Genomic DNA, 25,518 nt, shown 5'->3' with positions numbered 1-25,518 from the left:
GTCCTTAAATAAGTGTCTTATTTTAATTGTAAAAATACAAGCTTTTGTTATTTATATAAATTTATCTTGATTTATAACGTTTTAGTTTATTGAGCTTTTAAAGTTTTTAAATGTGTTATCTCCTTTGGGATCGTTTGAACATTCAACATGAACGCCATAACTTGGCAGAATGTATGGAATGTCATGTTGGTAAAGTCAGCTATTATCATTTTTGCGCAAGAGCACTCGGCCAAAAATAAGTTATTATAAAGTCATTAAGAGGCAGGTTAATGGTGTTTTTATTTTTGCTAAATATAACTTAAGTTTTATTGGTTTACTAATGATTTATTTTAAGTTTTGTGATGTCAAATAGTAGTCTGCTTTGTTTGCTGTTATTTTTAAAAGCTAGTGATTATTTTATTTTTGGTCTTTGGTTTTTTTCTTGCAGCTTTACGATTTTTATAAATCGTAAAATGATTAAGTAATAAGTCGCTAGCGCTTAAGGTAGTTTTGTTTATGTTGCTGATTAACTAAATTAGACTCTATTGTAATATGAAGTTATAGAATGGATTAGGTTTATTACTTGGGTAGGAGTTAAGTAGTCTGATATTTAGCTCAATTTATAAAGAAATTTTAAATCAGCAATGATTTAAGTATCCTACTTAAGGTTACTTGTATGCCCATAGTTAACTTAGTAGGTGTTGACTGACTAGCTTAGTACTACTAAATCTAAATCGTGGAATGGAATAAGGACGATGAGAGGAGCTCAGTTTTAGTATGATAAGTACTGTTGCAGACAAATTGAATACTTCATATGGATTATTTTTAAACGCGTTTGTTCATCTATACCCACTCGTACGGCTGTTTCAGATAATCAACCCGACATTAGTCTAATAGTGTGTTGCTTGACCTCAGTCGCTAACTCAATGAAACTCTCCATTAAATCACCTCCTACTAAAGTATGGATAATTAAATAATGTTAATTTTCTTTATTTGTATCGCACTCTTAGTGCTTGCATACAAGTTCTATAGCCCCTTTGTTGAGCGGCAAGCGGGTATAGATCCTAAAGCGATAACACCACAGGCGAGATTCGAAGATGGCGTCGATTACGTTCCGGTTCATCCGGCTAAAGCGTTTCTGATCCAGTTCCTCAATGTCGCTGGTGTGGGGCCGATATTTGGCCCGATCCTCGGTGCACTTTACGGCCCAATAGCCTTAGTGTGGATTGTACTGGGGAATATTATTGGCGGCGCAGTACATGATTATTTTTCTGGCGTGCTCAGCATAAAAGAAGACGGTAAGAGCCTGCCAGAGATTGCGGGCCACTACTTTAATATTTACTTTAAAGGCGTGATGTTGCTGTTTACCGCTATGCTGCTGTTTTTTGTGGGCGTGGTCTTCATCATGAGTCCCGCAGGTTTGCTGAGTAATCTCGATTATTTTAAAGACACCATCTTTGGCAATAATACCTTCTGGGTGTTAGTGATTTTAGTCTATTACTTTTTAGCGACTATGCTGCCGATTGATAAAATCATCACTAAATTATATCCCGCATTTGGTTTGTTGATGATAGTCATGACAGTTTCTATCGCCGTTGCTCTAATGATCAATGCGCCGCAGTTACCTGAAATGGGTGATGTGTTTGCCTATTTCGACCACAGCCATTATAACAATGAGTTACTCGAACCAAATCCAGATGGGCTACCTGTTTGGCCACTGTTATTTGTGACTATTACCTGTGGTGCGATTAGCGGTTTCCATTCAACTCAAGCGCCTATCATGGCTCGTTGCTTGACGAATGAGAAGTATGTTCGCCCTGTGTATTATGGCGCTATGGTTGCTGAAGGTATCGTTGCTTGTGTATGGGCAACGGCGGGTATTGCAGCTTTCCCTGGCGGTTATGTTGAGCTTAAGAGTTTGCTCGACCAAGGTGGCCCTGGTTTAGTGGTTAACCAAGTGGCTACTACGTATTTAGGTGTTGCGGGCGGTATTATGGCGATTGTGGCCGTGGCTATCTTCCCTATCACCTCTGGCGATACCGCATTTCGTTCGCTGCGTTTGACAATTATCGATGCCTTCCATATTCCGCAAAGTATGCGTAATCGTTTATTGGTTGCTGTGCCTATTCTGACCATTGCGTACTTTATGACGAAGATCGACTTCTCTTTGATTTGGCGTTACTTTGCCTTCTCAAATATGCTGCTATCAACCAGTGTGTTGTGGTTAGCGACTAAGTATTTGTTCGATCGCGGGACCTTCCATTGGATTGTTAGCTTACCAGCGATTGGCGGCACCAGCGTTACTGTGTCTTATATTATGACTGCGGGTATTGGACTAGGCTTACCGCAACCTTTGAGCCAGCCAGTGGGTATTGCTGTCGGGGTTATCTGTTTAGTTGCCCTGATCATTGCGCACAATAGACGCAAACCTGTGGCAGAAGTTAAATAGTTAGTTATCCCATAGTTTTACCCAATAAAAAACAAGGGCTGCATTTTGCAGCCCTTGTTTTTTATGATTGGTATCATTCTACTATCCTTTAATGGCTTATTTTAGAAAGGGTAATTTTTGCTGAATATTTTTTAATGAGCGGATTCATCGCGTTTCATCTAGAGGTAAGGTAAGGTCGTTAGACTGGTTTTTATTTCTCTATTGAAACGATTAGTCTGTGGTAGAGAGCGTTAAGCAGTACAAACTTGCGGCAAAAGTCATTTAGATTTTATTTACTTGAATATTTTTTGCGAACAGAAGGAGAGCACGTTATGTCTGAGAACAAATGTCCTATGCACCATTCTGCTGGTGGCACCTCGAATCGAGATTGGTGGCCTAAACAGCTCCGGCTCGATATTCTGCACCAACACTCTTCCTTATCTAATCCTTTGGGTGATGACTTCAATTATGCTGAAGCCTTTAAATCCCTCAATTTAGCTGCTGTAAAGCAAGATCTCCTCGCATTAATGACGGACTCACAGGACTGGTGGCCAGCAGATTTTGGCCACTATGGGCCGCTATTTATTCGTATGGCATGGCACAGTGCCGGCACCTATCGTACCGGTGATGGACGTGGCGGAGCGGGGAGTGGTAATCAACGTTTTGCACCGTTAAACAGCTGGCCAGATAACGTAAACCTCGATAAAGCACGCCGGCTCCTTTGGCCGATTAAACAAAAATATGGCAATAAAATCTCTTGGGCCGATTTGATGATCCTTACGGGTAATGTTGCGCTGGAATCTATGGGATTCAAAACCTTAGGTTTCGCTGGTGGGCGAGTCGATATTTGGGAACCCGAAGCTGATATTTACTGGGGTGCGGAAAATAAATGGTTAGACGATAAGCGTTACTCGGGAGAGCGAGATCTTGAAGATCCCCTCGCCGCAGTCCAAATGGGGTTGATTTATGTTAACCCTGAGGGACCCAATGGCGACCCAGATCCTTTCGCTGCCGCTGTAGATATCCGCGAAACCTTTGCCCGTATGGCGATGAATGATGAAGAAACCGTAGCCTTGATTGCTGGTGGTCATACTTTTGGTAAAACCCATGGTGCAGGTGACGCAGCATTAGTCGGACCTGAGCCAGAAGCCGCAGGTATTGAGCAGCAAGGCCTAGGCTGGCAGAGTCGCTATAAAAGCGGTAAAGGTGGCGATACTATTTCCAGTGGCCTCGAAGTGACTTGGACTTCAACACCAACCCAATGGAGTAACAATTTTTTTGAAAATCTATTCGGATATGAATGGGAACTGACTAAGAGCCCTGCGGGTGCCCATCAGTGGATACCTAAAAATGGCGCGGGTAAAGGGGTGATCCCCGATGCGCACGATGCTTCAAAACGTCATGTGCCAACCATGTTGACTACCGACCTTGCACTGATCTTCGATCCTGATTACGAGAAAATATCACGTCGATTCTTTGAAAATCCCGATGAGTTTGCCGATGTATTTGCAAAAGCTTGGTACAAGCTGACACACAGAGATATGGGGCCATGCACGCGTTATTTGGGTCCTGAAGTGCCTGCAGAAACGTTTCTTTGGCAAGACCCAATTCCAGCGGTTGATCATCCCCTGGTTAATGAGCAGGATGTTACTGATCTCAAACTGAAGATTATTGGTTCTGGATTAACGATTTCAGAAGTCGTTGCCACTGCTTGGGCCTCGGCGTCTACCTATCGCGGTTCTGATATGCGCGGTGGTGCGAACGGTGCTCGAATTCGACTCGCACCGCAAAAAGATTGGCCAGTGAATCAGCCTGAGCAACTTGCTAAGGTGCTCAAAGTGCTTGAGAGCATTCAGTCTGAGTTTAACAACAGCGGTAAGAAAATCTCCCTTGCTGACTTGATTGTGCTAGCAGGTTGCGTAGGTATTGACCAAGCAGCTAGAAATGCGGGGGTTGAAGTGACGATTCCATTTACGCCGGGTCGTATGGATGCCACGCAAGCACAAACTGATGTGGAATCTTTTGCGGTACTTGAACCGGTCGCTGATGGCTTTAGAAATTATCATCCCACTCCGTTTTCTGTTTCGGCGGAGGAGTTATTGGTCGATAGGGCGCAATTACTGACCTTAACTGCGCCGGAAATGACAGTGCTTATTGGCGGTCTGCGGGTGTTAGATACGAACGCTGATCAGTCAAAAACAGGTGTCTTGACTGCGCGTCCTGAGTTTTTGACCAATGACTTTTTTGTTAACTTGCTCGATATGGGGACGACGTGGAAACCCACTTCCAAAGCGGAGGATATGTTTGTGGGTGTTGATCGCGTCAGCGGCCAGCAAAAGTGGACTGCAAGTCGTGTTGATTTGATCTTTGGCTCTAATTCGCAGCTGCGTGCACTCGCAGAAGTGTACGCGAGCAGTGATGCACAGCTGCGATTTGTCGATGATTTTATCGACGCTTGGACTAAGGTGATGAACTTAGATAGATTCGATCTTCGCTGAGCTTATATTTATTAGTCTTTTTAGTGGTATATGGATCCAATTTAGGCGCCGCTGGGGTTAATGCAGACCGAGCGTTTAAGTGGATTTTCAGTTAAATGATCGCCTAATCCAAAGTGGTTAAGCGGTCATTTTTATTCATGTGCTTTGACGCTCATCAATTTAGGTGGAATATGAATATTCAGCAAATGTCGGGTTTAGCCATTTTACAGGCGATGGCAAGGGGGGAATTACCCGCACCTTCTATCTCTCTCACTATGCCAATGTCGCTGGTTCAAGCCGACGAAGGAACGGTGACATTCCATGCGACTGCCGATGATAAGCACCTCAACCCATTGGGCGGCGTTCATGGTGGTTTTGCCGCGACTGTATTGGATTCGGTTACAGGTTGCGCCGTGCATACATTGCTTGAAGCGGGTGTAGGTTACGGCACTATCGACTTGAATATTAAAATGATTCGACCTGTGCCTAAACATCAAGTGTTAGTGGCTGAGGGCAGGGTGATCAATTTATCTAAGTCTTTAGGTATTTCGGAAGGTACGCTAAAAACGCAAGATGGAAAACTGCTCGCCACTGCTACGGCAACTTGTATGATTTTAAGGCCATAAACCGATTTTGCGGGCTGGCGATATTATCTCTTCGAGTTAACACGCTGAGCAGATAATTAACCTATGCCGAAGGTGCACTTTATCTTCAGGTATTAAGCCGAAGGTCTTCTTGCTGGCAGTGAGGTTTTTATGGGCGTCAATTCAGTTAATAACGGAATTTTTTAATCATATTTTCATAAATAGGCCTCAAGATTGAAAATAGCTGGCATGCCATATTCCATTCGACAGAAAGTATGCTAGATTCTGGCGAATTGTTGCTGATCGCTGTATTGTTACCTCTGTCATCAACAGTTCTCCACAGGGCCATCGCTGCAATTGAGTCAGATTTGCAGGGAAGTGTCAGGAAGTTACACCAATTCAGAGTCTGCTTATGCAACCCAATTTATTTCCCGAACAAAGAAACGTTTATCAAGAATCGGGGGTGACACTACCCTCGATTGAAGCCCAATCTTCCTCTCGTCGCGGCCGTTTGCAGCGTATGGTTGGCGGCGTATTGTTAACCTGTAGTGTATTGCTGAGTCTTTCAGCATGTGCAGCAGGTAAGCAGGCGTCACCACAAGAAGGTGAAGAGTTTAGTTACGCTTGGCTTAAGGGTTATGCCCGTACTATGGCTGCACAACCCTATGAGAGTCATAAAGGCGAATTACCTAAAAGCCTTCAGGGCATGAGTTGGGATGATTACCAACAATTCCACTTCAAGAAAAAAGCCGCACTATGGCGCGATCAAGATTCGGAGTTTCGTGCTGAACTGTTCCATCTTGGGCTGTTTTTCGATACCCCTATTCATATTTATGAGCTAAATGAGGGTAAGGCTAAGTTAATCGAATATTCACCTTCAATGTTCGATTACGGCAAGTCAAAGGTTAAAGGTAGTCAGTTGCCTAAGGATCTTGGTTTTGCGGGTTTCCGTATGCAATTTAATACCGATTGGCAGCGTGACATTGTTGCCTTCCTTGGCGCTAGTTATTTCCGCGCCGTGGGTCAAGAAATGCAGTACGGTTTGTCGGCTCGCGGCTTAGCGGTTGATACTGCACTGCCAAAACCCGAAGAGTTTCCAATGTTCACCAATTTCTGGTTAGAAAAACCTAAACCAGGATCGAATATCACCACTGTGTATGCCTTGCTAGACTCTCCGAGTGTCACGGGGGCTTATCGTTTTGATATCGAACCGGGTGAACGTTTAAAAATGAAGGTGGATGTGGCTGTTTATCCACGTAAAGCGATTGAACGTTTAGGCGTTGCGCCACTGACCAGTATGTTTATGGTGGGTGAGAACGATCGCCGTACCGGTTATGACTGGCGTCCAGAAATCCATGATACCGATGGTTTAGCCATGCACACGGGCAATGGTGAATGGATTTGGCGTCCGCTAGGTAACCCTGAAAACCTGCGATTCAATGCCTATAGCGATGAAAATCCAAAAGGTTTTGGCTTACTGCAACGTGACCGTAACTTCGATCATTATCAGGATGACGGCGTGTTTTATGATAAACGCCCAAGCCTATGGATTGAACCAACCAGCAGTTGGGGTAAAGGTTCAGTGCAGTTGGTTGAGATTCCAACACTGGATGAAACCTTTGATAACATAGTGGCTTTCTGGAATCCTGCTGAGCCGATTGTTCCTGGTCAAGAGCTGCTGTACAGCTACAACATGTACTGGGGTGGCATTCCACCGGTTCAATCACCCCGTGCTCGGGTTGTCGATACCTTCACCGGGATTGGCGGCGTAGTTGGCCAGAAACGCAAATACTACAGTAAGCGTTTTGTGGTTGATTTCGCGGGTGGAACTTTACCTATGATAGGTAAAGACACCCAAGTTAAAGCCGTGATCACAGCATCTGAAGGCAAAGTGGAAATTGAATCTGCCCGTCCTCTAGCCTCGATTAATGGTTACCGCGCTATGTTTGATGTAGTGCCACCCGGAGACGGTACTGAGCCGATTAACCTGAGAGTCTATTTGGAGGTCGATGGTCAGCCATTGTCTGAGACTTGGATGTATCAGTGGAATCCGCCTGCTAAGGATGATCGTGAATTGCACAATGCAGGTCATCTGCAATAAGCGATTCGTGATTCGTGATTCATTAATCTAAAACGCCAGCGAACTTAGCTGGCGTTTTTGTTTTGGCTTGAGCCTCTTTTGACTTTATACGGCTTGATAGGTTAAGACTAGATTATCTAAAAAATGTCCTAGCAACTGATTCATTCGAGTCGTTGATTGTCCCAAGATGAACTCTGGGCTTTGAATATAGGGCATTTTCTGTGTGCTAGAAAAAGCATTTTCTTGAGCAATTAATGGCGCTAATTGGCTACTGATAAATTCAAGATGGCATTGAAATCCAAAAACTAAATGTGTGTAACGTACAATTTGCCGCGGGCAAGCTTCACTTGTGGCGAGCACTTCGCAATCGGGAGTGAGGCCAGGCATATCGTTATGCCAGTGGCCAACCACTTCAGTTGTCGAAAATGTCGTAAGGTTAACATCACTTTTTCCTGCCGCAGTCAGTTCAATGGGGAAGTAACCAATCTCGGTATGCGGGCTCTTTTGATAACGGGCACCTAATGCCTCTCCGATTAACTGTGCCCCAAGACAAACCCCCACAACGGCTTTATTTTTTTGGATAGCTTGTCTGATAAACCTTTGTTCTGCTTGGCTATCAAAATATGGACAATCGTTTTGGCATGTCGCGGGAGACTGAGGGCCACCGAGGATAATTAATAGATCAAAACCCTCACTATTTTTGGGTAAAGCTTCATCTAGATAGATTCTGCTAAAGCTCATACTGTAGTTTTTGCTTGCAGCCCAATCGCTAAAATAGCCTGGACCTTCATAGCTTTCATGGATAATGCAATGAATGCGCATCGAGTTTTCCTGTGTCTTTTATGGGATAACGCTATGCTACAATCCTTTTTATTTGGCTGAATAACGTTATATGGACAAGTAATGATGCTAAGTCGCCAACTCGATTCGATTAACGCCATTATTGAGCAAGCGCCTAATATGCCTTCTTTTGTCAAAACGATTGAGATGCAGAAGGGTTATGTGGATGTTTTACACCAGCACTGTTGGCATCAGCTTATTTTTCCGCTTCAAGGCCTGTTACAGACAGAGGCAAATGAGGCACTTTTTTTGGTCCCCCATACCACAGTGCTTTTTGTGCCTGCAGGTGTCATGCATGAGTCTGTTGCGATTACAGATACCTGCTTTATTGGTGTCTATTTGAATCCTATGTATGGTCGAGATTATGGTGCTATGGTTAAGCCCGTCGCCATGAGTGTTTTTATAAGGGAGTTAGTGCTAACGCTCAGAAAACAATGTGCTTTTAATACCCCAACGAATGTTGATCCAATGGTTCAGGCGCCAATACTGCGTTTGCTTGAGGTGTTATATGATCAAATTAATAGTGCGGAAGGACAGACTTTCAAGTTACTGATACCGCAAGATAGGCGCCTAAAATTGATTTTTGAGCATTTAACCCAAACGCCAGCTTTAGATTTCTCTTTAGTGAAATGGGGTGAGATGGTTGGGGCATCGGAACGAACATTGTCGAGGCTATTTGTGAGGGAGTTTGGTTCTTCATTCGTATTATGGCGTCAACATTTACGGCTGATCTATTCGCTGTCGTTATTGGCCACTGACCTATCAATACAGAATGTGGCCCACCAAATTGGTTATCAAAATGATTCATCCTATATCAAAGCCTTCAAGGAGCGTTTTGGGATGACGCCACAGCGATTTCGGTTAGGTGATCATGGGATATAACCCTGTTACGACGTATGGTCATGAACACTATTTCTAGTTGGCTTATTTAATATTGAATCAATATATTGCACCTTTTCGCGGCACAAATATTCATTTGGCCGAATAAAATCAAGCCAGTGTTAATTGCAAGCATGCTACTGAGTTATTGGGGGCTAATTCACTTTTTGACAATCTAAACAATTTTTCACTGTAAAAGACCCCAAACTTGGGCGTAACCTGTGGGCGTTCTCGCCATGGGTAAATATTTTATGTTTGAAATGTTCACAACGTTAGGCTTTGCGTGGTCGGTGGGTTTAGTCCTTGCCGTACTTTTTGTACTGGCATACGAATTTATTAATGGCTTCCACGACACAGCAAATGCGGTGGCGACGGTGATCTATACCAAGGCAATGCCGGCAAATCTGGCGGTCGTTACCTCCGCACTCTTTAATTTTGCGGGTGTGCTGTTAGGGGGGTTAGGGGTGGCCTATGCGATAGTGCATTTATTACCCGTAGACTCCTTGCTCGGTATGGACTCAATCCAAGGCTTGCTGATGGTGTTTTCCCTGCTATTTTCGGCAATTATCTGGAACTTAGGTACTTGGTATTTTGGTATTCCGGCATCGAGTTCCCATACCTTGATTGGTTCGATAATGGGCGTGGGTGGCGCGTTCGCTTGGATAAATCATCAGCCTATCCTACAGGGCATTAATGTCTCTAAAGCAACGCAGATCATGCTGTCCTTGATTATTTCGCCGACCTTAGGGTTTGTGATGGCAGGGATTTTTTTGCTCATCATGAAATACGTTTGGCAGAAACATAAAATTCACCGTACCCCAGATGAGCAGATGCAGATTAATGGTAAAAAACACCCTCCATTTTGGGCAAGGGCGAGTTTAATTATCTCCGCTATGGGTGTGAGTTTCGCCCATGGTTCTAACGATGGACAGAAGGGGATAGGTTTAGTGATGCTAGTGCTGATTTGTATGGCACCGGCTTATTTTGCCTTGGACATGGGCAGTCAACCCTATGATTTAGAAAGAACTCAAGATGCTAATCGTCGCATTATGGCGATTTATGACCGTAACCAAGCCGTTATCGCGGATGTTATCGACTTTAAAGCCTTAGTCAACGTTCCCGAATATATGCTGGCCCATTGCTCATCTGCCAATGTATTACCGGCGATGTCGTTGCTTGACCGTCGCTTAGCAAAAGTCTCAACTTACAAAGATATGGATGTAGAAGAGCGACGCGAGGTACGACGTTTATTGTTGTGCATCGATGATACTGCTCGCCAAGTGGCTAAATTGGAACTTCCTGCTAAGGATTTGAGTTCATTGGCTAAATGGCGAAAAGATCTCACTAGAACTACTGAGTATGCGCCCATTTGGGTGATTATTGCCATTGCTACTGCGCTGGGCTGCGGCACGTTGGTGGGGTGGCGGCGGATTGTATATACCGTGGGGGAAAAAATTGGTTCATCGAGTATGACTTACAGCCAAGGTATTGCCGCGCAGGTCACCGCTGCCGTCTCTATTGGGATTGCCAGTATGACAGGGATGCCGGTATCGACGACTCATATTTTGTCTTCCGCTGTAGCGGGTACTATGGTGGCTAATCGTTCAGGGCTTCAGATCCAAACCATTAAGCAAATCATGCTCGCTTGGCTGCTGACACTACCTATTACTATGTTGCTCTCCGCGAGTGTGTTTATCCTTGCCAATGCACTTTGGGGTTAGCCAATAATACGCAAGTTGAATGCTCACATAGCCAAGCCTTGAGGGCTTGGCTTTTCGGTTCAGTGCCGTTTCCCGCGATAATTACCTAAGCCATCTTGTTAGAGTTGAGCCTTCAAAACCAACAAGGACATAAGATGGCTGAGCAATCTAGAATACTTTTCAAAGCACTACATCAACAATCAGAGCCGCTGATATTAACTAACGCTTGGGATGCCGCCAGTGCGGCCATCATCCAAGCATCGGGCGCCCGTGCGATTGCGACCAGTAGCGCGGCATTGGCTTGGTCGCTCGGTTATCCCGATGGGCAAGTGCTACCTAAAGCGGCTTTATTGGACGTAGTGAACAATATCCTACGGCTGAGCCGAGTGCCCGTGACGATAGATATTGAATCTGGTTATAGCCAAGATCCCGATGAGGTTGCTGCTTTTGTTGCGCAGCTCGCTGAGCTTGGCGTAGCAGGAGTTAATATTGAGGATGGCAGTGCAGGTGTTGCTGAGATGGTGGCAAAAATTAAAGCTATTCACGCCCATCCTCGTTGCCAAGGATTATTTATTAATGCGCGAACTGATGTGTATTTACTGGGTTTAGCCAGTGGTGAGGCCGCTGTTGTTATGACTATCGATAGGTTAACTCAATATCAGGCTGCGGGTGCTGATGGTGGCTTTATCCCTGGCGCGAATCAGGTCGAGACCGCTAAGTGCTTGTCTGCCGCTGTGGATATGCCACTGAATTTTATGCTATTGAATGAGCAGATGGATATCGGCGAGTTATTTGCCGCAGGTGTGCAGCGTTTTTCCACTGGCCCAGCTTCATTTTTACAGGCCTATAGCACTTTGCTTAATCCAATTTTGTTAAATTCAATTAAGGCAAAACCGTTTCAGCGAGAGTCAAAAGATGCGGTTATTGCCGTTGATAAGGATTCAATACCTAAAGCCATTTCCCTTGGTTTTGAGCAAATGAATAACTTATTTATCCCGAGTTAAAGCTGTTTTTCATCTATACCCAAGCTACCTGAAGATACGAGTTTCAGAGCGCCCAGGGTGCTTCAATTCAAGGCGCATTAATGACAGAATGTCGGCCACCTTTTGAATTGATGCAACACGGAAGTGGAGTGCCCTGGGCGCTCCGTCCCGGCGGGTTTTAACGCACTTTATGCTGCGTTGGTTATTTTTAACTTAGCCCGCTAGGCCTGCAAATAACCGCAATCGCCATGGATGGTGTGAATGCCATTTATGCAGGAGCAATAAATGGCCTTGCCTAAAGTGCGTTAAATTCCCGCTGAATCCTGCATCTTCAGGTTGTTTGGGTATATACCCACGGCGAGTTTGCCGTGGGTTTCTTCTTACGTCCATTTTACTTAGCGTCCGTTTTACCAAGAAAGTCCCATCTGCGTGCTTGTCTCCTCAGGTTTCTTATCAAGCAGGCGTAGCTCGGTGAGGTGAATTTGCGCTGCAATTTGGCTGCGCAATTTTTGATAGAGACGGATGGCTAGTTCAGGCGCGGCTTCATTGTCGGGAGTATGGATAAACAGATAGGGTTCACGACCTTCTGCGAGCCACTGCGGGAGTTGGGTGAGCCAATTATCAAAAAAGGCATCGTTATCCTTAGGTAAAACAGCAACGCCTTGCTGTGCGAGTTGTGCGACGGCATCGTCTGGTTGGCCGATAAAGCGCACCACTGGATTATTGGCGGTGGCAATTGCATGCACTGGCACTCGAGGTTTTTTCTTGTGAGCGTCGATAATCGCGACATTGCAGGGCGGCAGTGCAAACAAGGGCCTACTGTCCATGATGATGCGATTCACTTTTTTATCGATGAGTAATCGATTAAGCGCACGCTCGGCATCTCCCTTAGCAAAAAACGCTGCATGCCTGACTTCGATGCCATAGGTTAACCCTTGGGGGATTTGATCTAGAAATTGCGCTAACGCAGGCAAGTTTTCTGGGCCGAAATGGGCGGGCAGTTGAATTTTCCAGATCCCTGTTTTATCGATTAATGGTGCCATTATCTGGAAAAAATCTTTCAATTCTTGGCCGCAGTGTTGCAATAATCTTTGGTGAGTGATGGTTTGCGGTAGTTTGAAGGTAAAACGAAAGCTATCGGGCGTGGCACTGTGCCAATTCATTACCGTTTGTTGTGCAGGCGTTGCGTAGAAGCTGGTGTTCCCTTCGACAGTATTGAATATTGTCGCGTAACGGGCGAGTCGCTCCGCTTGTTTAGTTCCGTGACCATACACACTTTCTTGCCAATTCGAGTGCGACCACATGGCAAGCCCAAGGCGAAAATGGTTAGGTTGATGTAACGGAGAGCACAATCGGTCCAAAAATAAATTCCTTTAATGCGATTTGCGCGTACCAAAGCTGCGCCCTGATGTTGACCAACATTTTAGGGCATTGTGCCGATATCTGTCGTCCAGAGTCAAATAGTGCCACCGATGGCCTTAAGTATTGTGTTTGATTTTGTTTGAATTTAACTCTGTAAAAGTCGGACTTAACTTAGCCAACTCTGGAATGACATTGAAAATTAACCTACTCTAATAGTGCGTTATTATTATTTTTATGCTTATGATCAAACTTAGGACTTAGCCAAAGACGGACGTTTATTGGAGAATTACGTGAATAATGATGGCTACACTTCCTTAAGCAATTTTATCGACCTTCTCTTGGATGCTATTTGTGTCGTCGATAAAGCGGGGAGGTTTGAATTTGTCAGTGCTGGGGCAGAACGTATTTTTGGCTATACCCCAGAAGAAATGATGGGTATGCAGATGCTAGATCTTGTCATTCCAGAGGATAGGGAACGCACTCTCGCAACGGCCAATGAAATTATGGCAGGTCGCTTTAAAGTCGATTTTGAAAACCGTTATGTGCGTAAAGATGGTGTTATCGTCGATATTCTTTGGTCTGCACGTTGGTCCGATGCTTATCAACAACGTGTCGCAGTCGCTAGAGATATTTCTAAGAGCAAAAATGCCGAACGTAGACAAGCAGCCTTATATGAGATTTCAGAGGCTGTGCATGTCGCTGAGGACTTGCTAGCCCTATATCGTCGAATTCATGAAATTATTGCTAAATTATTGCCTGCAGCAAACTTTGCTATTGCATTGTACGATCAAGATTTAAATGAATTAAGTTTTCCTTATAAAGCCGCTACTGGCAAGGATTCACTTATCGATATTGCAAGTTTCAGTGTGTTCACTGACCAAGTGATCCGCAGTGCTGAGTCTTTACTCCTGTGTCCCGTGACCTTAACTGATTATCCCCAAGCGATTCGTGAAGATTTGGGTAATGGCAGTTTAAGTTGGCTGGGTGTGCCGCTGAAGCTACAGAAAGGTGTTATCGGCGCTTTGATTATGCATAGCTTGCCCACTTCGGCTTCATATACACACCAAGACCGTGAGTTATTGGAGTTTGTTTCTACGCAAATAGCTTTTGCGATTGAGCGTCGACAAATGCTCGCGCGATTAGAGCATATTGCACTTTATGATCAGTTAACCTTGTTACCCAATCGTGAGCTTTTTTACGATAGATTTCAAAAGGCGCTATCTCGAGCCCATAGGGAATCAAGTTATTTCTCTTTGCTTTATTTAGACTTAGATAAATTTAAGTGGGTTAACGATACTTTTGGTCATAGCGTGGGCGATTTATTACTGCAAGTGACAGCGCAGCGAATAGTCAGTTGTGTGAGGGGTTCAGATACCGTTGCGCGTTTTGGGGGGGATGAGTTTGTCATCTTACTTGAACGAGTCGATTCAGCACATAATACCCTGCTGGCCGCACAAAAAATATTGCAAGTATTCGAGCAACCCTTCGAGCTTGCCGAACAGCAGATCCATATTCTGCCGAGTATCGGTATTGCTCTGTATCCAGAGCACGGTGAAGATGAAAAACAGCTTATTTCCTGTGCCGATACTGCTATGTATAAAGCTAAAAAGAATGGCGGAAATCGAATTGAAATGGGTTATCAAGGATTAAGAAACTTACATGCTGAGCTTCGACCTGAGGCCAATATTCCTGAAAATAAAGCGATGAAGATCATTTAAGCTTGCTTTAGGTAAGCCATTGTAAGTCTATAAAGAAATAATATGTAAAGAAATGCCCGCAAATGTCACTGACACTTGCGGGCATTATTGTATGGAACTGTTGATGTAATCTTTATATAAAATAAGGCTTTTGATTACAGTTTGAAGCGATTAACTTCCTGCTGCAATGATGCGGCTAAATGGGCGAGCTCTTGAGCTTGGACCATAGACGTTTGTGCCTCAATCGAGAGATTCTCTGACACTTCACGAATCGACTCTGTATTACGGTTGATTTCGCTGGTGACTGAGGTTTGCTCCTCGGCTGCTGTGGCAATTTGGCTCGCCATATCTGAAATATCATTAATGGCTTTGCTGATTTGCAACAGACTTTCGCTGGCTGAATTAGCATCGGCCACACTGGTTTCTGCCATTTCATGACTTTGAGTCATAGACTTAACGGCTTTGCCTGCGGTTTGTTGTAGGGTTTCGATCATCGCTTGAATTTCTTGTGTCGATGAATGCGTACGTTGTGACAGTACACGCACCTCATCAGCAACTACAGCGAAGCCGCGACCTTGTTCTCCTGCACGTGCCGCCTCAATGGCTGCATTGAGTGCAAGTAAGTTGGTTTGCTCTGCGATGCCACTAATGGTCAACAAAATGCTGTTGATCTTTTGTGAGTGCTCGTTCAGTTCACCGATAATTCGCCCTGCAGTTTCGACTTCACTGGCTAAATTACGGATAGATTGCTGGCTTTGCATTACCTGTTTATGGCCATGGTTTGAAAGTCCGACCGCATTTTGAGCGGTCTGCGCTGTATGCTCAGCATTACTGGCAATTTCCTCGGTGGCGCTGGCCATTTCGGTCACCGCAGTGGCAACCATAGTCACTTCATCTTGCTGTACTTCAATGCGCTGACTGTTATCCGTTGCCGACGCACTACTTCCTTTGGCTTGATATTCCAATTGGCCCGCAATCTTGTGCATGCGGGAAATCATACCGTGTAGACGTTCTACAAAGCGGTTAAAACCCGAAGCTAACATACCAATTTCATCGTGACTGTTGGCAGTATGAATGCGCACAGTGAGATCGCCATCGCCCTCGGCAATATCATTGAGTGCTTGGGCAACGCGTTCGAGATCTTTAAATTGGATTTTAAAGATGGCGATTAAAATCAAACCAAACAGCACCAATAGTGCAACACCTACGGCAGACATCCACCAAGCAAGATCGGTTGCCTGTGACATGATTTCTTGCTTATCCATCACGAAAATCAGTGCCCAGTCAGTTGATGGAATTGCCGAAACGTAAACTAATTTAGTGGCACCATCGAGGTTTCGCTCTTCCATCGTATTGGCATTAGTGCGCTGTGATAACCAGTTATTACTAAAATTACTATCGATTTTAGTGAGTTGTTGAGTATTTAGCTGGCTATTGGGATGACTAATAATGAGCCCTGCATTATCGACCATCAGAGTGTAACCTTTGCCAGGTACTTGGAGGCGCTGCACTGCATCTGTTAACTGATCTATGGTTAAGTTTGCAGCCGCTACGCCTATGAGCTGGCCTGAGCTCATCACAGGTTCTGCTATAGTTACGACTTGTTTTTTCAATGTGGCGCTGACGTAGGGCGCCGTCATGATCATTTTACCCGCCGTTTTAGCATCCATATACCAAGGGCGAACGCGGGGATCATAATTTGCGGTATTCAGCGACGGATCTTGACGATACATGTTGCCTTGCTCGTCACCATAGTAGGTGAGGGCAAAGTCAACCGCAGTATGCGCTTGCAACAAATGAGGGGTAACGTTGGTACTAGGATCGGCTTCAATGGTTTGCTTTAGGCTCGTAATGGCCATTTTTCTGTCTTGGATCCACTGACCTATGCCGGATGAAAAGGTATTCGCCAGTTGGTCAATTTCATGTTGGGTGTTTTCTAACGCATTATTTCTAATGAAATAACTAGAGATACTCACGAGTACAGCAATAGTGATCAGTACAGCGGAAAGACTGCTAAACAGCAGCCGCGTTTTGAGTGTCGATCGCATAATCTATATCCTTTATATTCCGTTAGCTCTCTAACGTTGTTTTAGTATAGCGGCAGTACGGGGCAAAACATTAAATCATTGAAGAATTATAGTAATAAATTTAGAAGTGACGCCCATAATTTATGAATTTAATAATTACATGATTTTTATATCAATAACGATTGCGTCAGCGGTTGTTTATTTGATGAACGGATGGAACTTAGCAGACTAAACTGAAGAGATGAATAATATTTTACAGGTGATAAATAACATTAGTTATCGTCAGTAAGCCGTTAAAATACATAAGCTCAAGCTAACAATTTAATTAAATATGTCTCTGGTTGTGAGTGTGATTAATTCATTATTCAGAATGCTGGCTTGTTTATATCAAAGGTTAGTGAGCTTAATTTCGCGCAGGTAGCATCTTGTGTGCTGGTTCAAGTTTAAGACTCATCTGTAACAGAGCATAAAAAAGGGACTCCTAGGAGCCCCTTGTTCATTTTAAAATGACCTAAATATTAGTGGGTCATCTTATTTTTGATCAGCACACAACGCTGCTCTATTTGACGGGTTTCCAGTAGATTACGGCGGGTAAGGTTAGATAGCCCAGTTTGGCGATCAAGTACTTTGTCCAATGCCGCTATGCTAGTGTAATTACAATCGGTTGGGATGAGGAAATGGCTATAATTACGCATAAATACTGGCCCTTTTTTGTCCATATCCATTAAGCTCGCCAGACGCTCTTCCGCTGTAGCTGCGCTTAATAGTTTTTGCTCAGCAGGATAAAGATTTTGCATAATAATCCGCTGTTTGGAGAAAGGCAGGCTGTCTAGATGGACTTTACTTAACCAACGACGTTTTGCGGCCGCTTCAGGGCGGATCACTTGTGCCGCAAGTGCCGCTTTTTCGCCAGAGTCTGAATTATCCTTGGCAGCTTCTTTGGTTAAGCGCTGCAGCGCGTTAGGAAAATCATAGCGATTAAGCTGGGTGATGATTGCCCATCGTAAATCTTGATCTAAAGTTAACCCCTTAATTTTTGTTTCACCGTCAATGAGTTGTGCTAAATGACGCAGTGAATCTCTGTCGCTTGCTAAACTGACATAGGCATTGAACCAGATCCGTTGGAAGTCATTATCGCCTTTATTTTCCATTGCTTTTCTCAGACTCATTTGGCTTAAGCCTTTAATTGCATTTTCAGCGTAGTTTTGCTGAATAGGGGCGATCTGCGCGAGATATTCCTTCGAGCGCAACATGCTATCGATGATCTGACCAACAATCGTGTAGTCCGTCTCAGCTGGCGCGTTAACAAACACTGTGCTTAGGTATTGATCTAAGCTCAATTTACCTTCGCGGACGCTGTCCCACAGACTTTGCCACAGCATAGATCGCAGTAGTGGATCGGAAATGTTACTCAGTTGTTGTTTTGCGGTATTAAATGACTTGTCATCAAGCTCGACTTTCACAAAGCCCCAATCATCAAAGTTTGGATAGACTAGGTCTGGGCAGCGCTCACCAATCAGTTGTCTAACTTCGGTACGCTCGCCTTTGTAAGTCACTGGCACTGTAATGTCATTTCGCAGATCAAAGCGACCTTGGGTAAATAGAGCCACTTGGACTTTTTGTTCACGTAATGTGGGTAGCTCTGCGCTTGCAGGGAGCTGCCGTAGGCTAAATTCGCTGATTCGGTTGCCCTCACAACGATATTCCGCCTTGATGGTGTTAACGCCCGCGCTGTAGAGCCATTCTTGAGTCCATGCACTTAAATCGCGGCCAGCGGCTTTCCCTAGGCTATTGATAAAATCGTCTAACTCAGCGTTTTGATAACTGTATTGTTTTAAATAGTTACTGACGCCACGACGAAACACCATGTCCCCGAGTAAATGGCGTAATTGTTTCAGCGTTGATGCGCCTTTTTGGTAAGTGATAGCATCGATATTGTCGAAGGCGTTCTGGGTTGTTGCTACGGGTACTTCAATGGGGTGCGTGGTGACTAAGCTGTCCTGCTCATAGGCTTTTTGCTTGCCTTTAGCGTAGAAGGTACGCCAAGCATTAGTGAACTCTGTGGCTTCTTGAGTCGCAAGTGTGCCCATAAATGAAGCAAAACTTTCATTTAACCACAAGCCGTTCCACCATTTCATGGTGACGAGATCGCCAAACCACTGGTGCGCCATTTCGTGCATGATCACGCCCGCAAGATTTTGCTTCTGATCCGCTGTCATAGCCGCTTTATGAAGGAAGATATCTTCGGAAAAGGTCACTGCGCCCGCGTTTTCCATTGCGCCATAAAGGAAGTCTGGCACTAGAATTTGATCGTATTTCTTAAAGGGGTAAGGAATACCAAAGTAATTATCGAAAAAAGTTAATCCTTGTTTCGTATAGGTAAACCAATCTAGCTCCGTGACTTGGTTAGCAACGGATTGACGGGCGAACAGGCGCATAGGATAGCGGCCTGAGTTGTCTTGCCACATGTGATAAGGGCCCGCGTGCATTGAAAAGTTATATGGGCTTAGCTTAGGTGTTTGTGGAAAAGCCCAACGATTGTAAGCACCCGCTGGGGTGATTTGGCTTTCACGCATCGAGCTAATGACTTGCCAGTCTTTGGGCGCTGTTACCGTAATTTGATAGTTAGCCTTGAGATCCGGTTGGTCGAATACTGCGAACATCTGCTGAGCTGCAGCGGGCTCAAAATGAGAGTAGAGGTAGACCTTGCCATCGATTGGATCTTTAAAACGGTGTAAACCTTCACCATTGGTGCTGTGGGCACGGCTAAATTGCACTTCAATGGTATTTTCACCTGAGGTGAGCAAACGCGTATTTAAGCTGATGTAAGCGCCATTGTAATTGGGGTATACGGCGGTACCGTTGATGATAAAGCGTTTTATCTGCGCCTTGTTTAAATCTAAGCTCAGTTGTTTTGGCACTTCACTTAATTGAAATATCACTTTGGAGGTGGCTGAAAACTCGGCGTCCCCTGTGAGCTGAAAATCCAAGTCATAGTGAATATCGGAGATGACTTGCGAGCGAAGCGCAGCCTGATATTGGCTAATATAAGCGCTAGCATCACGTGGACCCGTATTGAGTGTACTTTGGGTTGCACACGACATTAATGTGCCGCAGGTAAGGGCAACGAGACTGGCTTTAAACAAGTTCACAACTTAAATCCTTCAACGATTTGTTTTGTTTTCTGCTTGGATGTTTGCATTCAATATCGTGTGTGTAGGTTTGCCTTTGTGGCAAATTATCCCTCGCGCCAGCGCCAATTTTGAGCATCATCATCGCAGTGTATTTTGGCCGAGTACACTACCTTATTTACCTTGGATTACCAATGTTAAAAATGTAAAAAAAAGCCAGCGTTAACGCTGGCTTCTTGAGATTACTGTTTGGCAGAATTAAGTGCCAATAGGACAATTACATGCCTAAGAAAGACTTAGACTTCATCTTGCGTATTTCTTTTTCATCAGACCATTCGATAAGGCCTGTTTCTAAATCCATTAAACGCATTGTCATCTTATAGTAGACGTCTTTAGTGCTACCGTCTTGCTTCACTATGCTAGATAAATTGCCATATAACATGTATTGAGCGCCAATTTGACGACCAAACTTGATGGCGGTTGATGGGTCAACCATGCCAGTGTTGTTTTGGTAATCCAGTTGTTTACGGACTGAATCTACTTTAGTCATGTCGATAAAACGGAACTTGCCTGAGCGCAATAATTTGTTACTGATAGAGTCAGTGACAGACTCAGTGTCGATATGTTCTGAGGTTTTGTTTTTGATGCTATCAACAAATAAAATCGGGCGGTCATTGGCTGTTATTGCCACGATAGGAGGGAAAGTCATCATGCTATCCACCATCTTGGCTGCAATAGCTTGTAGATCCGTCGAGCCAAAGTTCTCATTGACGGTTTCAACTTCTGTGGCATCGCCATATTCGACTTTAGATTGACATGCAGCTAGACCCATAACGGCAGCCAGTACAAAAATCAGTTTAAATTGTTTCATAGTCAGTTCCATTTTGTGATTGTATAAACTTAATGACACACGTCTTATTCAAATACCACAACCGCTAGGCTAAATGATTATTGAATAAATTCGGGTGTAATTACCAGTATCAATTGCCCAGACTAAGGTGGTTTTGCCTGCTGCAACATCAATTTTAGCCGGTGGCGCTTTGTCTAACTGCAAAGTGTATTCACCTGCACTCAAATAACGCCGCCCGATCTGTGCTTGTTTAGGGAGCGTCAGCCAACTACGACGATCCGCTTGTTCTGTTACTACGTTAAAAATCTGCATCGCTATACTGCCAATATCGGCAGCATTGTTCCCTGGTTTACCACTCTTCTCAATCTGATAGGCCATCTCAGATTTAGCATAGACCCTAGCGACTTGACGAACTAGCGTCGCGGGCAGATCTTCCTTGAGTGCTGTGATGGCTAAGGCATCGATATTGGCAATAGGTTCAGTTTTCAGCACTGTACCTAAACCTTGCACTTGCGTCTCTGGCACAAAAGTATTGTTTGGCATGTAGGTAGCGAGTGACACTGTCTGCCAGTTACCATGGATAGTAAAAGGTACAGTGAGAGCTTGTTTTGCTGGCACAAAGCCGCGCTCGACCATCAAAATTACTTGGCCATCTTTGGGGTTGGGCAATTTAGCATCGCCCCAACGGCGCTTAAACTCATCATACTGTGGCATGCCGAGTTGCTTGGCGAGGCGGACCAGATCTTGCTGTAAATAGGTGTTATCTGGAGTGATTTGTGCTGCTTTACGATAATCGATATAGGCATCGTTCGGCTCACCCAGCACTTCGTGCAGTACGCCAGTCGTATAATAACTGTAAGCATTTAAGAAAGAACTGGTGACTGTGCCCGCGGCTTGTCCTAGTTTATTAACCTCGGCATCTATGGTGCCGTTTGCCATGGCTTGAACTGACTTTTGTGATTTTTGATAGCGTTCTTGCTCGCTGCTCTGTAGTTCGTTACTGCGACGAACTTCGACTAGAGCCCCCTGATAATCGCCACTAAACAAATAGTTAAGAGCTTGGTATTGGTGCAGCATGATGCGTTCATACCCTGGGCCTCGGTACGGAATCGCATTGTCGTTTAACACTAAGCTGCTGGCTGTTGCGCCAATGTCACTAACGCTGACTTTGGCCTTATCATCAAAGGCGGTATAAGCATCTACTGCTTGCTGATAATATTTTTTACTGGCAGCAAAATCGCCAGCGACTTGAGCAATACGTCCCGCTTCTTGGGCATAGAGTAAGCCGTCATTGCCATTGATATTACTGGCAAGTTTGTCGATATCGGCCATGGGAGTCGCACTATTAAGCTCTTGTTTGAGTGGTTCGATCTGCGCAGGATAATTAATGAAAATACTGTTATAAGCGCAGCCCGATAAGTTTAAAACCAATCCCATTGCCAAGGTTGGTGCAATAAATGCGCGAGAAAAAGGTGTAACGAAGGACAGTTTCATTATTGCGCTTCACCTTTTTTGATGGATTGGGCTGAAATCGCCTGAGTCTGTTCTGGCATAAGTGAACGCTCGAGTAATGTGATCCCTTGAAGGTGATCAAATTCATGTTGAAAAATCCGTGCAATAAAGCCCGTTAATTCGGTTTGTTGCCACTCGCCTTGTAAATTTTGATAGCGTACTTCAATGGCTTGATGTCTTTGTATCGTAAATCTTTGCCCCGGTACAGATAAGCAGCCTTCTTCTCCGCTGACCAACTCGCTTGATGCATTAATGATTTGCGGATTAACCACGACCACAGGCGCCATATTAGGCGCGTCGGGATAACGCTCATTAGGGCGAGAAGCCATAATAAATAAGGCTAAAGGGCTGTGAACTTGGGGGGCTGCGATACCAACGCCATTGGCAGCGTCCATGCTGGCAGACATTTGCTCGGCAAGATGCACGAGCTCGGCATCGAAATGGTGCACTGTGATTGCAGTCTGCCTTAGAATGGGTTCACCCACTAACGCTATGGGTAATAGAGTTGGGGTTTCTTTTGGCATTAAATGTTTAAACATCGCATTCCCTGGATATTTTGCAGTAACTGTTTTTTAATCAAAGTTAACATCTAAAGCGTCAGTATTAATAATGAGGTGGTGGCGTTTCTTCAGCTTGGGTCGCCATATTACTCGGTTCCATGTCCTGCAACTTACCAATTAACATGTGAATTTGGTGTTGCTGGTGAGCCACCAGTCGATTTAATTTGATGACCTCTTGGTTTAATTCTTCGACTGTGAGCTCTTGAAAAGCCAATTTGGTTTCTAGATCTTCAATCTGTGCTTGTACGCCTTGCATGGCTAACCTCTATTTCTGCCAAGTTTCAACTAAGCCTTGGCTACTGATACTAACGACTTTATTGGTATCTCGAATTGCCACAGAGTATACAACGGCTCCTCGATTTTGGCTGTTTTTAGTGAGTGCAACCTGCCATTTTTCAATTTGTTTACCCGAGTCACGTTGCCAGAGTATAACTTCCCGCGCTGGCGTACCTGTTAATAGCTGGCTGTCTTGTTTGATAAACCTCACCGCTGAAAAGTTCATTTGGCGACGGGTAATATCCAGCTTATTTAACAGCTTACCGCTTGTGTTATCCCAGATTTTTGCTTCATCTGTGCTGCCATTAGTAAAACTTAAACTACCACTGTCGTTGAGTGCCACTTTGGTTATACGGCTGCCGAGTGTCCACGTATGAAGCGGTTGGCCAGTTTGTGCCTGCCAGAGAATCGCCTGCATATCATTTGACCCCGTTAATGCTAATCGGCCATCAGCAGAGAGGGCAACACTATTGACGCGCTCTTTATGTCCAAGAAACTTGATTAAGGCAGATTTTTCGGCATTAAGCGACATGACTGAACCATCATTTAAACCAATAAGTAGTGCGCCATTATCGGCTACCGCGACACTTTCACCGGATGAAGGTAAGGACCACCAGCCCAAAGGCTTACCGTCGGCTATTTTCCACATAGCAACTGAATCTCGGCTTAACGATGCTGCAAATATCCCGTTGGGAGAAATCGCTGTACCTGTGACGCCAGTATTAATATCGCCATGTATCCATTGGTATTTGAGGGTGTGGGTACTGAGATCCCAGCATTGAACTCCACTACTTTGAGTGGCAACTAAGGCGAATTGCCCATTACTTGATAGGCTCGCGCTATAGCTGGGTTCTGTCGTGAGAACACTGATATCTTCTGCTTTGGGGTGGCAAGCGATTAGAAAAACTGTGCAAATTACCAGCAGTAGATTTTTCTTCATGAACTTGCTCCCTAAGTTGTTGTCTTTAGACTTGATCAAGTGACATTAATCACTGTTAACCCATAAAGAATCTAGTTGGTATAACCGAGATAACTAGTATAAAGTTGTCACGCTTAGGTTATTGTAACCGCTTGAGGATGCTGAGGAAGCTTTAATGAAATCGATTTATAAATTATCGTTAGTTGCATTGGCTATTATTGGCCTATCTGCTTGTAATCAAGAAGAAAAAGCAGCTACGAGTACAAATGTTGAATTAACGACTGAAGCTCAAAAAGAAGCTTACAGTGTAGGCGCTTCAATCGGTCGTTATATGTCTGGCCATATCAAAGAGCAAGAAGAATTAGGCCTGCCAGTTGATCGCACTCTGATCGTCACTGGTTTCACTAATGGTCTGAATGACCAATTAAGTTTAACCGAAGAAGAAATGCAAACCATTCTTCAAGGTCTAGATAAAAAGTTAAACGATAAACGTCAGGAACAAGCAACAGCGATTTCTGCGAAAAATATCGAAGATGGTAAAAAATTCCTTGAAGAAAACAAGGTTAAGCCTGGTGTAGTGACAACTGAGTCTGGCTTACAATATGAAGTATTAACTCCAGGCACGGGTGAAAAGCCTGCCGCAGAAGACACTGTAGAAGTGGATTATGTCGGTACTTTACTTGATGGTACTGAGTTTGATAGTTCTTATAAACGCGGCGAAGCGGCTAAGTTCCCTTTGAATCGCGTTATTCCAGGTTGGACTGAAGGCGTGCAATTAATGCCTGTTGGCGCTAAGTACAAGTTTGTGATCCCATCGGAATTAGCCTATGGCGTACGTGATACTGGTACTATTCCACCAAACTCTACGTTGATTTTCGAAGTTGAGTTGAAATCAATCGAGAAAGCTTCTGCGGCGCCAGTAGCTGAACCTGCTAAAAAGTAATTGATTAGCTGCGACGTGTAATACGCCGCGATTGAAAATACCGCTCCTAAATGAGCGGTATTTTTTTGTCTGTAAAATTCGCATTATTGTTTTAATATTTAGCTCACTATCTTACAGCCATTGGTTCTCAGACTGGCTCTATGTTTCATTTTTATACCCATTATCAACATTAATCTGCTGCAATAACCAAGGGTATAAATCATCCACTTTAGCAGTTTGACTGTTATGTTTATTTCAAAATAATGAATGCTAAATTAAGTTTTAATTATATCCATTACCTTTTAAGGACCC

18 protein-coding genes are annotated in these 25,518 nt (G+C 44.3%); 9 read left to right on the top strand and 9 right to left on the bottom strand.

Translation table 11 applies throughout. The features are described from left to right. Positions 1–955: 955 nt before the first annotated feature. From RA178_RS17605 to RA178_RS17590, 4 genes are all read left to right on the top strand, one after another. Positions 956–2,428, top strand: a complete 1,473-nt coding sequence (locus RA178_RS17605) for a carbon starvation CstA family protein (protein ID WP_105250058.1) — start codon at positions 956–958, stop codon at positions 2,426–2,428. A 311-nt stretch (positions 2,429–2,739) separates the two neighbouring features. Beyond that, complete coding sequence (gene katG / locus RA178_RS17600) at positions 2,740–4,905, top strand: catalase/peroxidase HPI (RefSeq protein ID WP_306683072.1); 2,166 nt, start codon at positions 2,740–2,742, stop codon at positions 4,903–4,905. Positions 4,906–5,075: 170 nt separating this feature from the next. Further along, the gene (locus RA178_RS17595) at positions 5,076–5,510 is read left to right on the top strand and encodes a PaaI family thioesterase (protein WP_173246528.1); all 435 of its coding nucleotides are present in this window, start codon (positions 5,076–5,078) and stop codon (positions 5,508–5,510) included. Positions 5,511–5,880: 370 nt separating this feature from the next. Next, the gene (locus RA178_RS17590) at positions 5,881–7,569 is read left to right on the top strand and encodes an OpgD/OpgG family glucan biosynthesis protein (protein ID WP_219254567.1); all 1,689 of its coding nucleotides are present in this window, start codon (positions 5,881–5,883) and stop codon (positions 7,567–7,569) included. An 84-nt stretch (positions 7,570–7,653) separates the two neighbouring features. Here the strand turns inward: RA178_RS17590 and RA178_RS17585 are convergent, their stop codons facing one another. Further along, positions 7,654–8,370, bottom strand: coding sequence for a type 1 glutamine amidotransferase (locus RA178_RS17585; RefSeq protein WP_306683068.1), 717 nt, complete (start codon positions 8,368–8,370; stop codon positions 7,654–7,656). An 84-nt stretch (positions 8,371–8,454) separates the two neighbouring features. On the opposite strand from RA178_RS17585, the gene RA178_RS17580 reads away from it, so the two are divergent. The 3 genes from RA178_RS17580 to RA178_RS17570 all read left to right on the top strand — a co-directional run bounded on the left by RA178_RS17580 (position 8,455) and on the right by RA178_RS17570 (position 11,971). Beyond that, positions 8,455–9,270, top strand: coding sequence for an AraC family transcriptional regulator (locus tag RA178_RS17580; RefSeq protein WP_306685422.1), 816 nt, complete (start codon positions 8,455–8,457; stop codon positions 9,268–9,270). Between the two features lie 248 nt (positions 9,271–9,518). Next, a complete protein-coding gene (locus tag RA178_RS17575) occupies positions 9,519–10,988 on the top strand; it encodes an inorganic phosphate transporter (RefSeq protein ID WP_306685421.1) in 1,470 nt (489 codons plus the stop codon). Positions 10,989–11,122: 134 nt separating this feature from the next. Next, a complete protein-coding gene (locus tag RA178_RS17570) occupies positions 11,123–11,971 on the top strand; it encodes an isocitrate lyase/PEP mutase family protein (protein WP_306683067.1) in 849 nt (282 codons plus the stop codon). 386 nt (positions 11,972–12,357) lie between these two features. On the opposite strand, the gene RA178_RS17565 is transcribed toward RA178_RS17570, so the two are convergent. After that, a complete protein-coding gene (locus tag RA178_RS17565) occupies positions 12,358–13,311 on the bottom strand; it encodes a DUF72 domain-containing protein (protein ID WP_306683065.1) in 954 nt (317 codons plus the stop codon). A 291-nt stretch (positions 13,312–13,602) separates the two neighbouring features. Between RA178_RS17565 and RA178_RS17560 the strand changes: the two genes are divergently transcribed. Continuing rightward, positions 13,603–15,030, top strand: coding sequence for a sensor domain-containing protein (locus RA178_RS17560; RefSeq protein WP_263200387.1), 1,428 nt, complete (start codon positions 13,603–13,605; stop codon positions 15,028–15,030). A 134-nt stretch (positions 15,031–15,164) separates the two neighbouring features. Here the strand turns inward: RA178_RS17560 and RA178_RS17555 are convergent, their stop codons facing one another. The 7 genes from RA178_RS17555 to RA178_RS17525 all read right to left on the bottom strand — a co-directional run bounded on the left by RA178_RS17555 (position 15,165) and on the right by RA178_RS17525 (position 24,305). After that, on the bottom strand, positions 15,165–17,057 hold the full coding sequence (locus RA178_RS17555; RefSeq protein WP_219250327.1) for a methyl-accepting chemotaxis protein: 1,893 nt from the start codon (positions 17,055–17,057) through the stop codon (positions 15,165–15,167). Positions 17,058–17,554: 497 nt separating this feature from the next. Then, positions 17,555–20,188: an aminopeptidase N gene (pepN, locus tag RA178_RS17550; RefSeq protein ID WP_306683061.1), complete on the bottom strand. Its 2,634-nt coding sequence runs from the start codon at positions 20,186–20,188 to the stop codon at positions 17,555–17,557. Positions 20,189–20,444: 256 nt separating this feature from the next. Continuing rightward, the gene (gene lpoB / locus RA178_RS17545; RefSeq protein WP_173246506.1) at positions 20,445–21,038 is read right to left on the bottom strand and encodes a penicillin-binding protein activator LpoB; all 594 of its coding nucleotides are present in this window, start codon (positions 21,036–21,038) and stop codon (positions 20,445–20,447) included. Between the two features lie 69 nt (positions 21,039–21,107). After that, positions 21,108–22,511 (bottom strand): COG3014 family protein, encoded by a 1,404-nt coding sequence (locus tag RA178_RS17540; RefSeq protein ID WP_113939848.1) that lies wholly within the window; start codon positions 22,509–22,511, stop codon positions 21,108–21,110. After that, entirely contained in the window at positions 22,511–23,068 is a 558-nt protein-coding gene (def, locus tag RA178_RS17535) for a peptide deformylase (protein ID WP_168824914.1), read from the bottom strand. Before def ends, RA178_RS17540 begins: the two co-directional genes overlap by 1 nt. Before the next feature lie 64 nt (positions 23,069–23,132). After that, positions 23,133–23,345 (bottom strand): SlyX family protein, encoded by a 213-nt coding sequence (locus tag RA178_RS17530; protein WP_006080410.1) that lies wholly within the window; start codon positions 23,343–23,345, stop codon positions 23,133–23,135. 9 nt (positions 23,346–23,354) lie between these two features. After that, a complete protein-coding gene (locus RA178_RS17525) occupies positions 23,355–24,305 on the bottom strand; it encodes a WD40 repeat domain-containing protein (protein ID WP_173246498.1) in 951 nt (316 codons plus the stop codon). A gap of 154 nt (positions 24,306–24,459) precedes the next feature. Between RA178_RS17525 and fkpA the strand changes: the two genes are divergently transcribed. Next, a complete protein-coding gene (fkpA, locus tag RA178_RS17520; RefSeq protein WP_105250047.1) occupies positions 24,460–25,227 on the top strand; it encodes an FKBP-type peptidyl-prolyl cis-trans isomerase in 768 nt (255 codons plus the stop codon). Positions 25,228–25,518 lie beyond the last annotated feature (291 nt).

It is taken from the genome of Shewanella oncorhynchi (genome assembly GCF_030848765.1).
In the GTDB taxonomy this organism is placed as follows: domain Bacteria; phylum Pseudomonadota; class Gammaproteobacteria; order Enterobacterales; family Shewanellaceae; genus Shewanella; species Shewanella oncorhynchi.
Note: the sequence above shows the minus strand (reverse complement) of the source record. Positions and strands in the feature narration are given on the sequence as shown.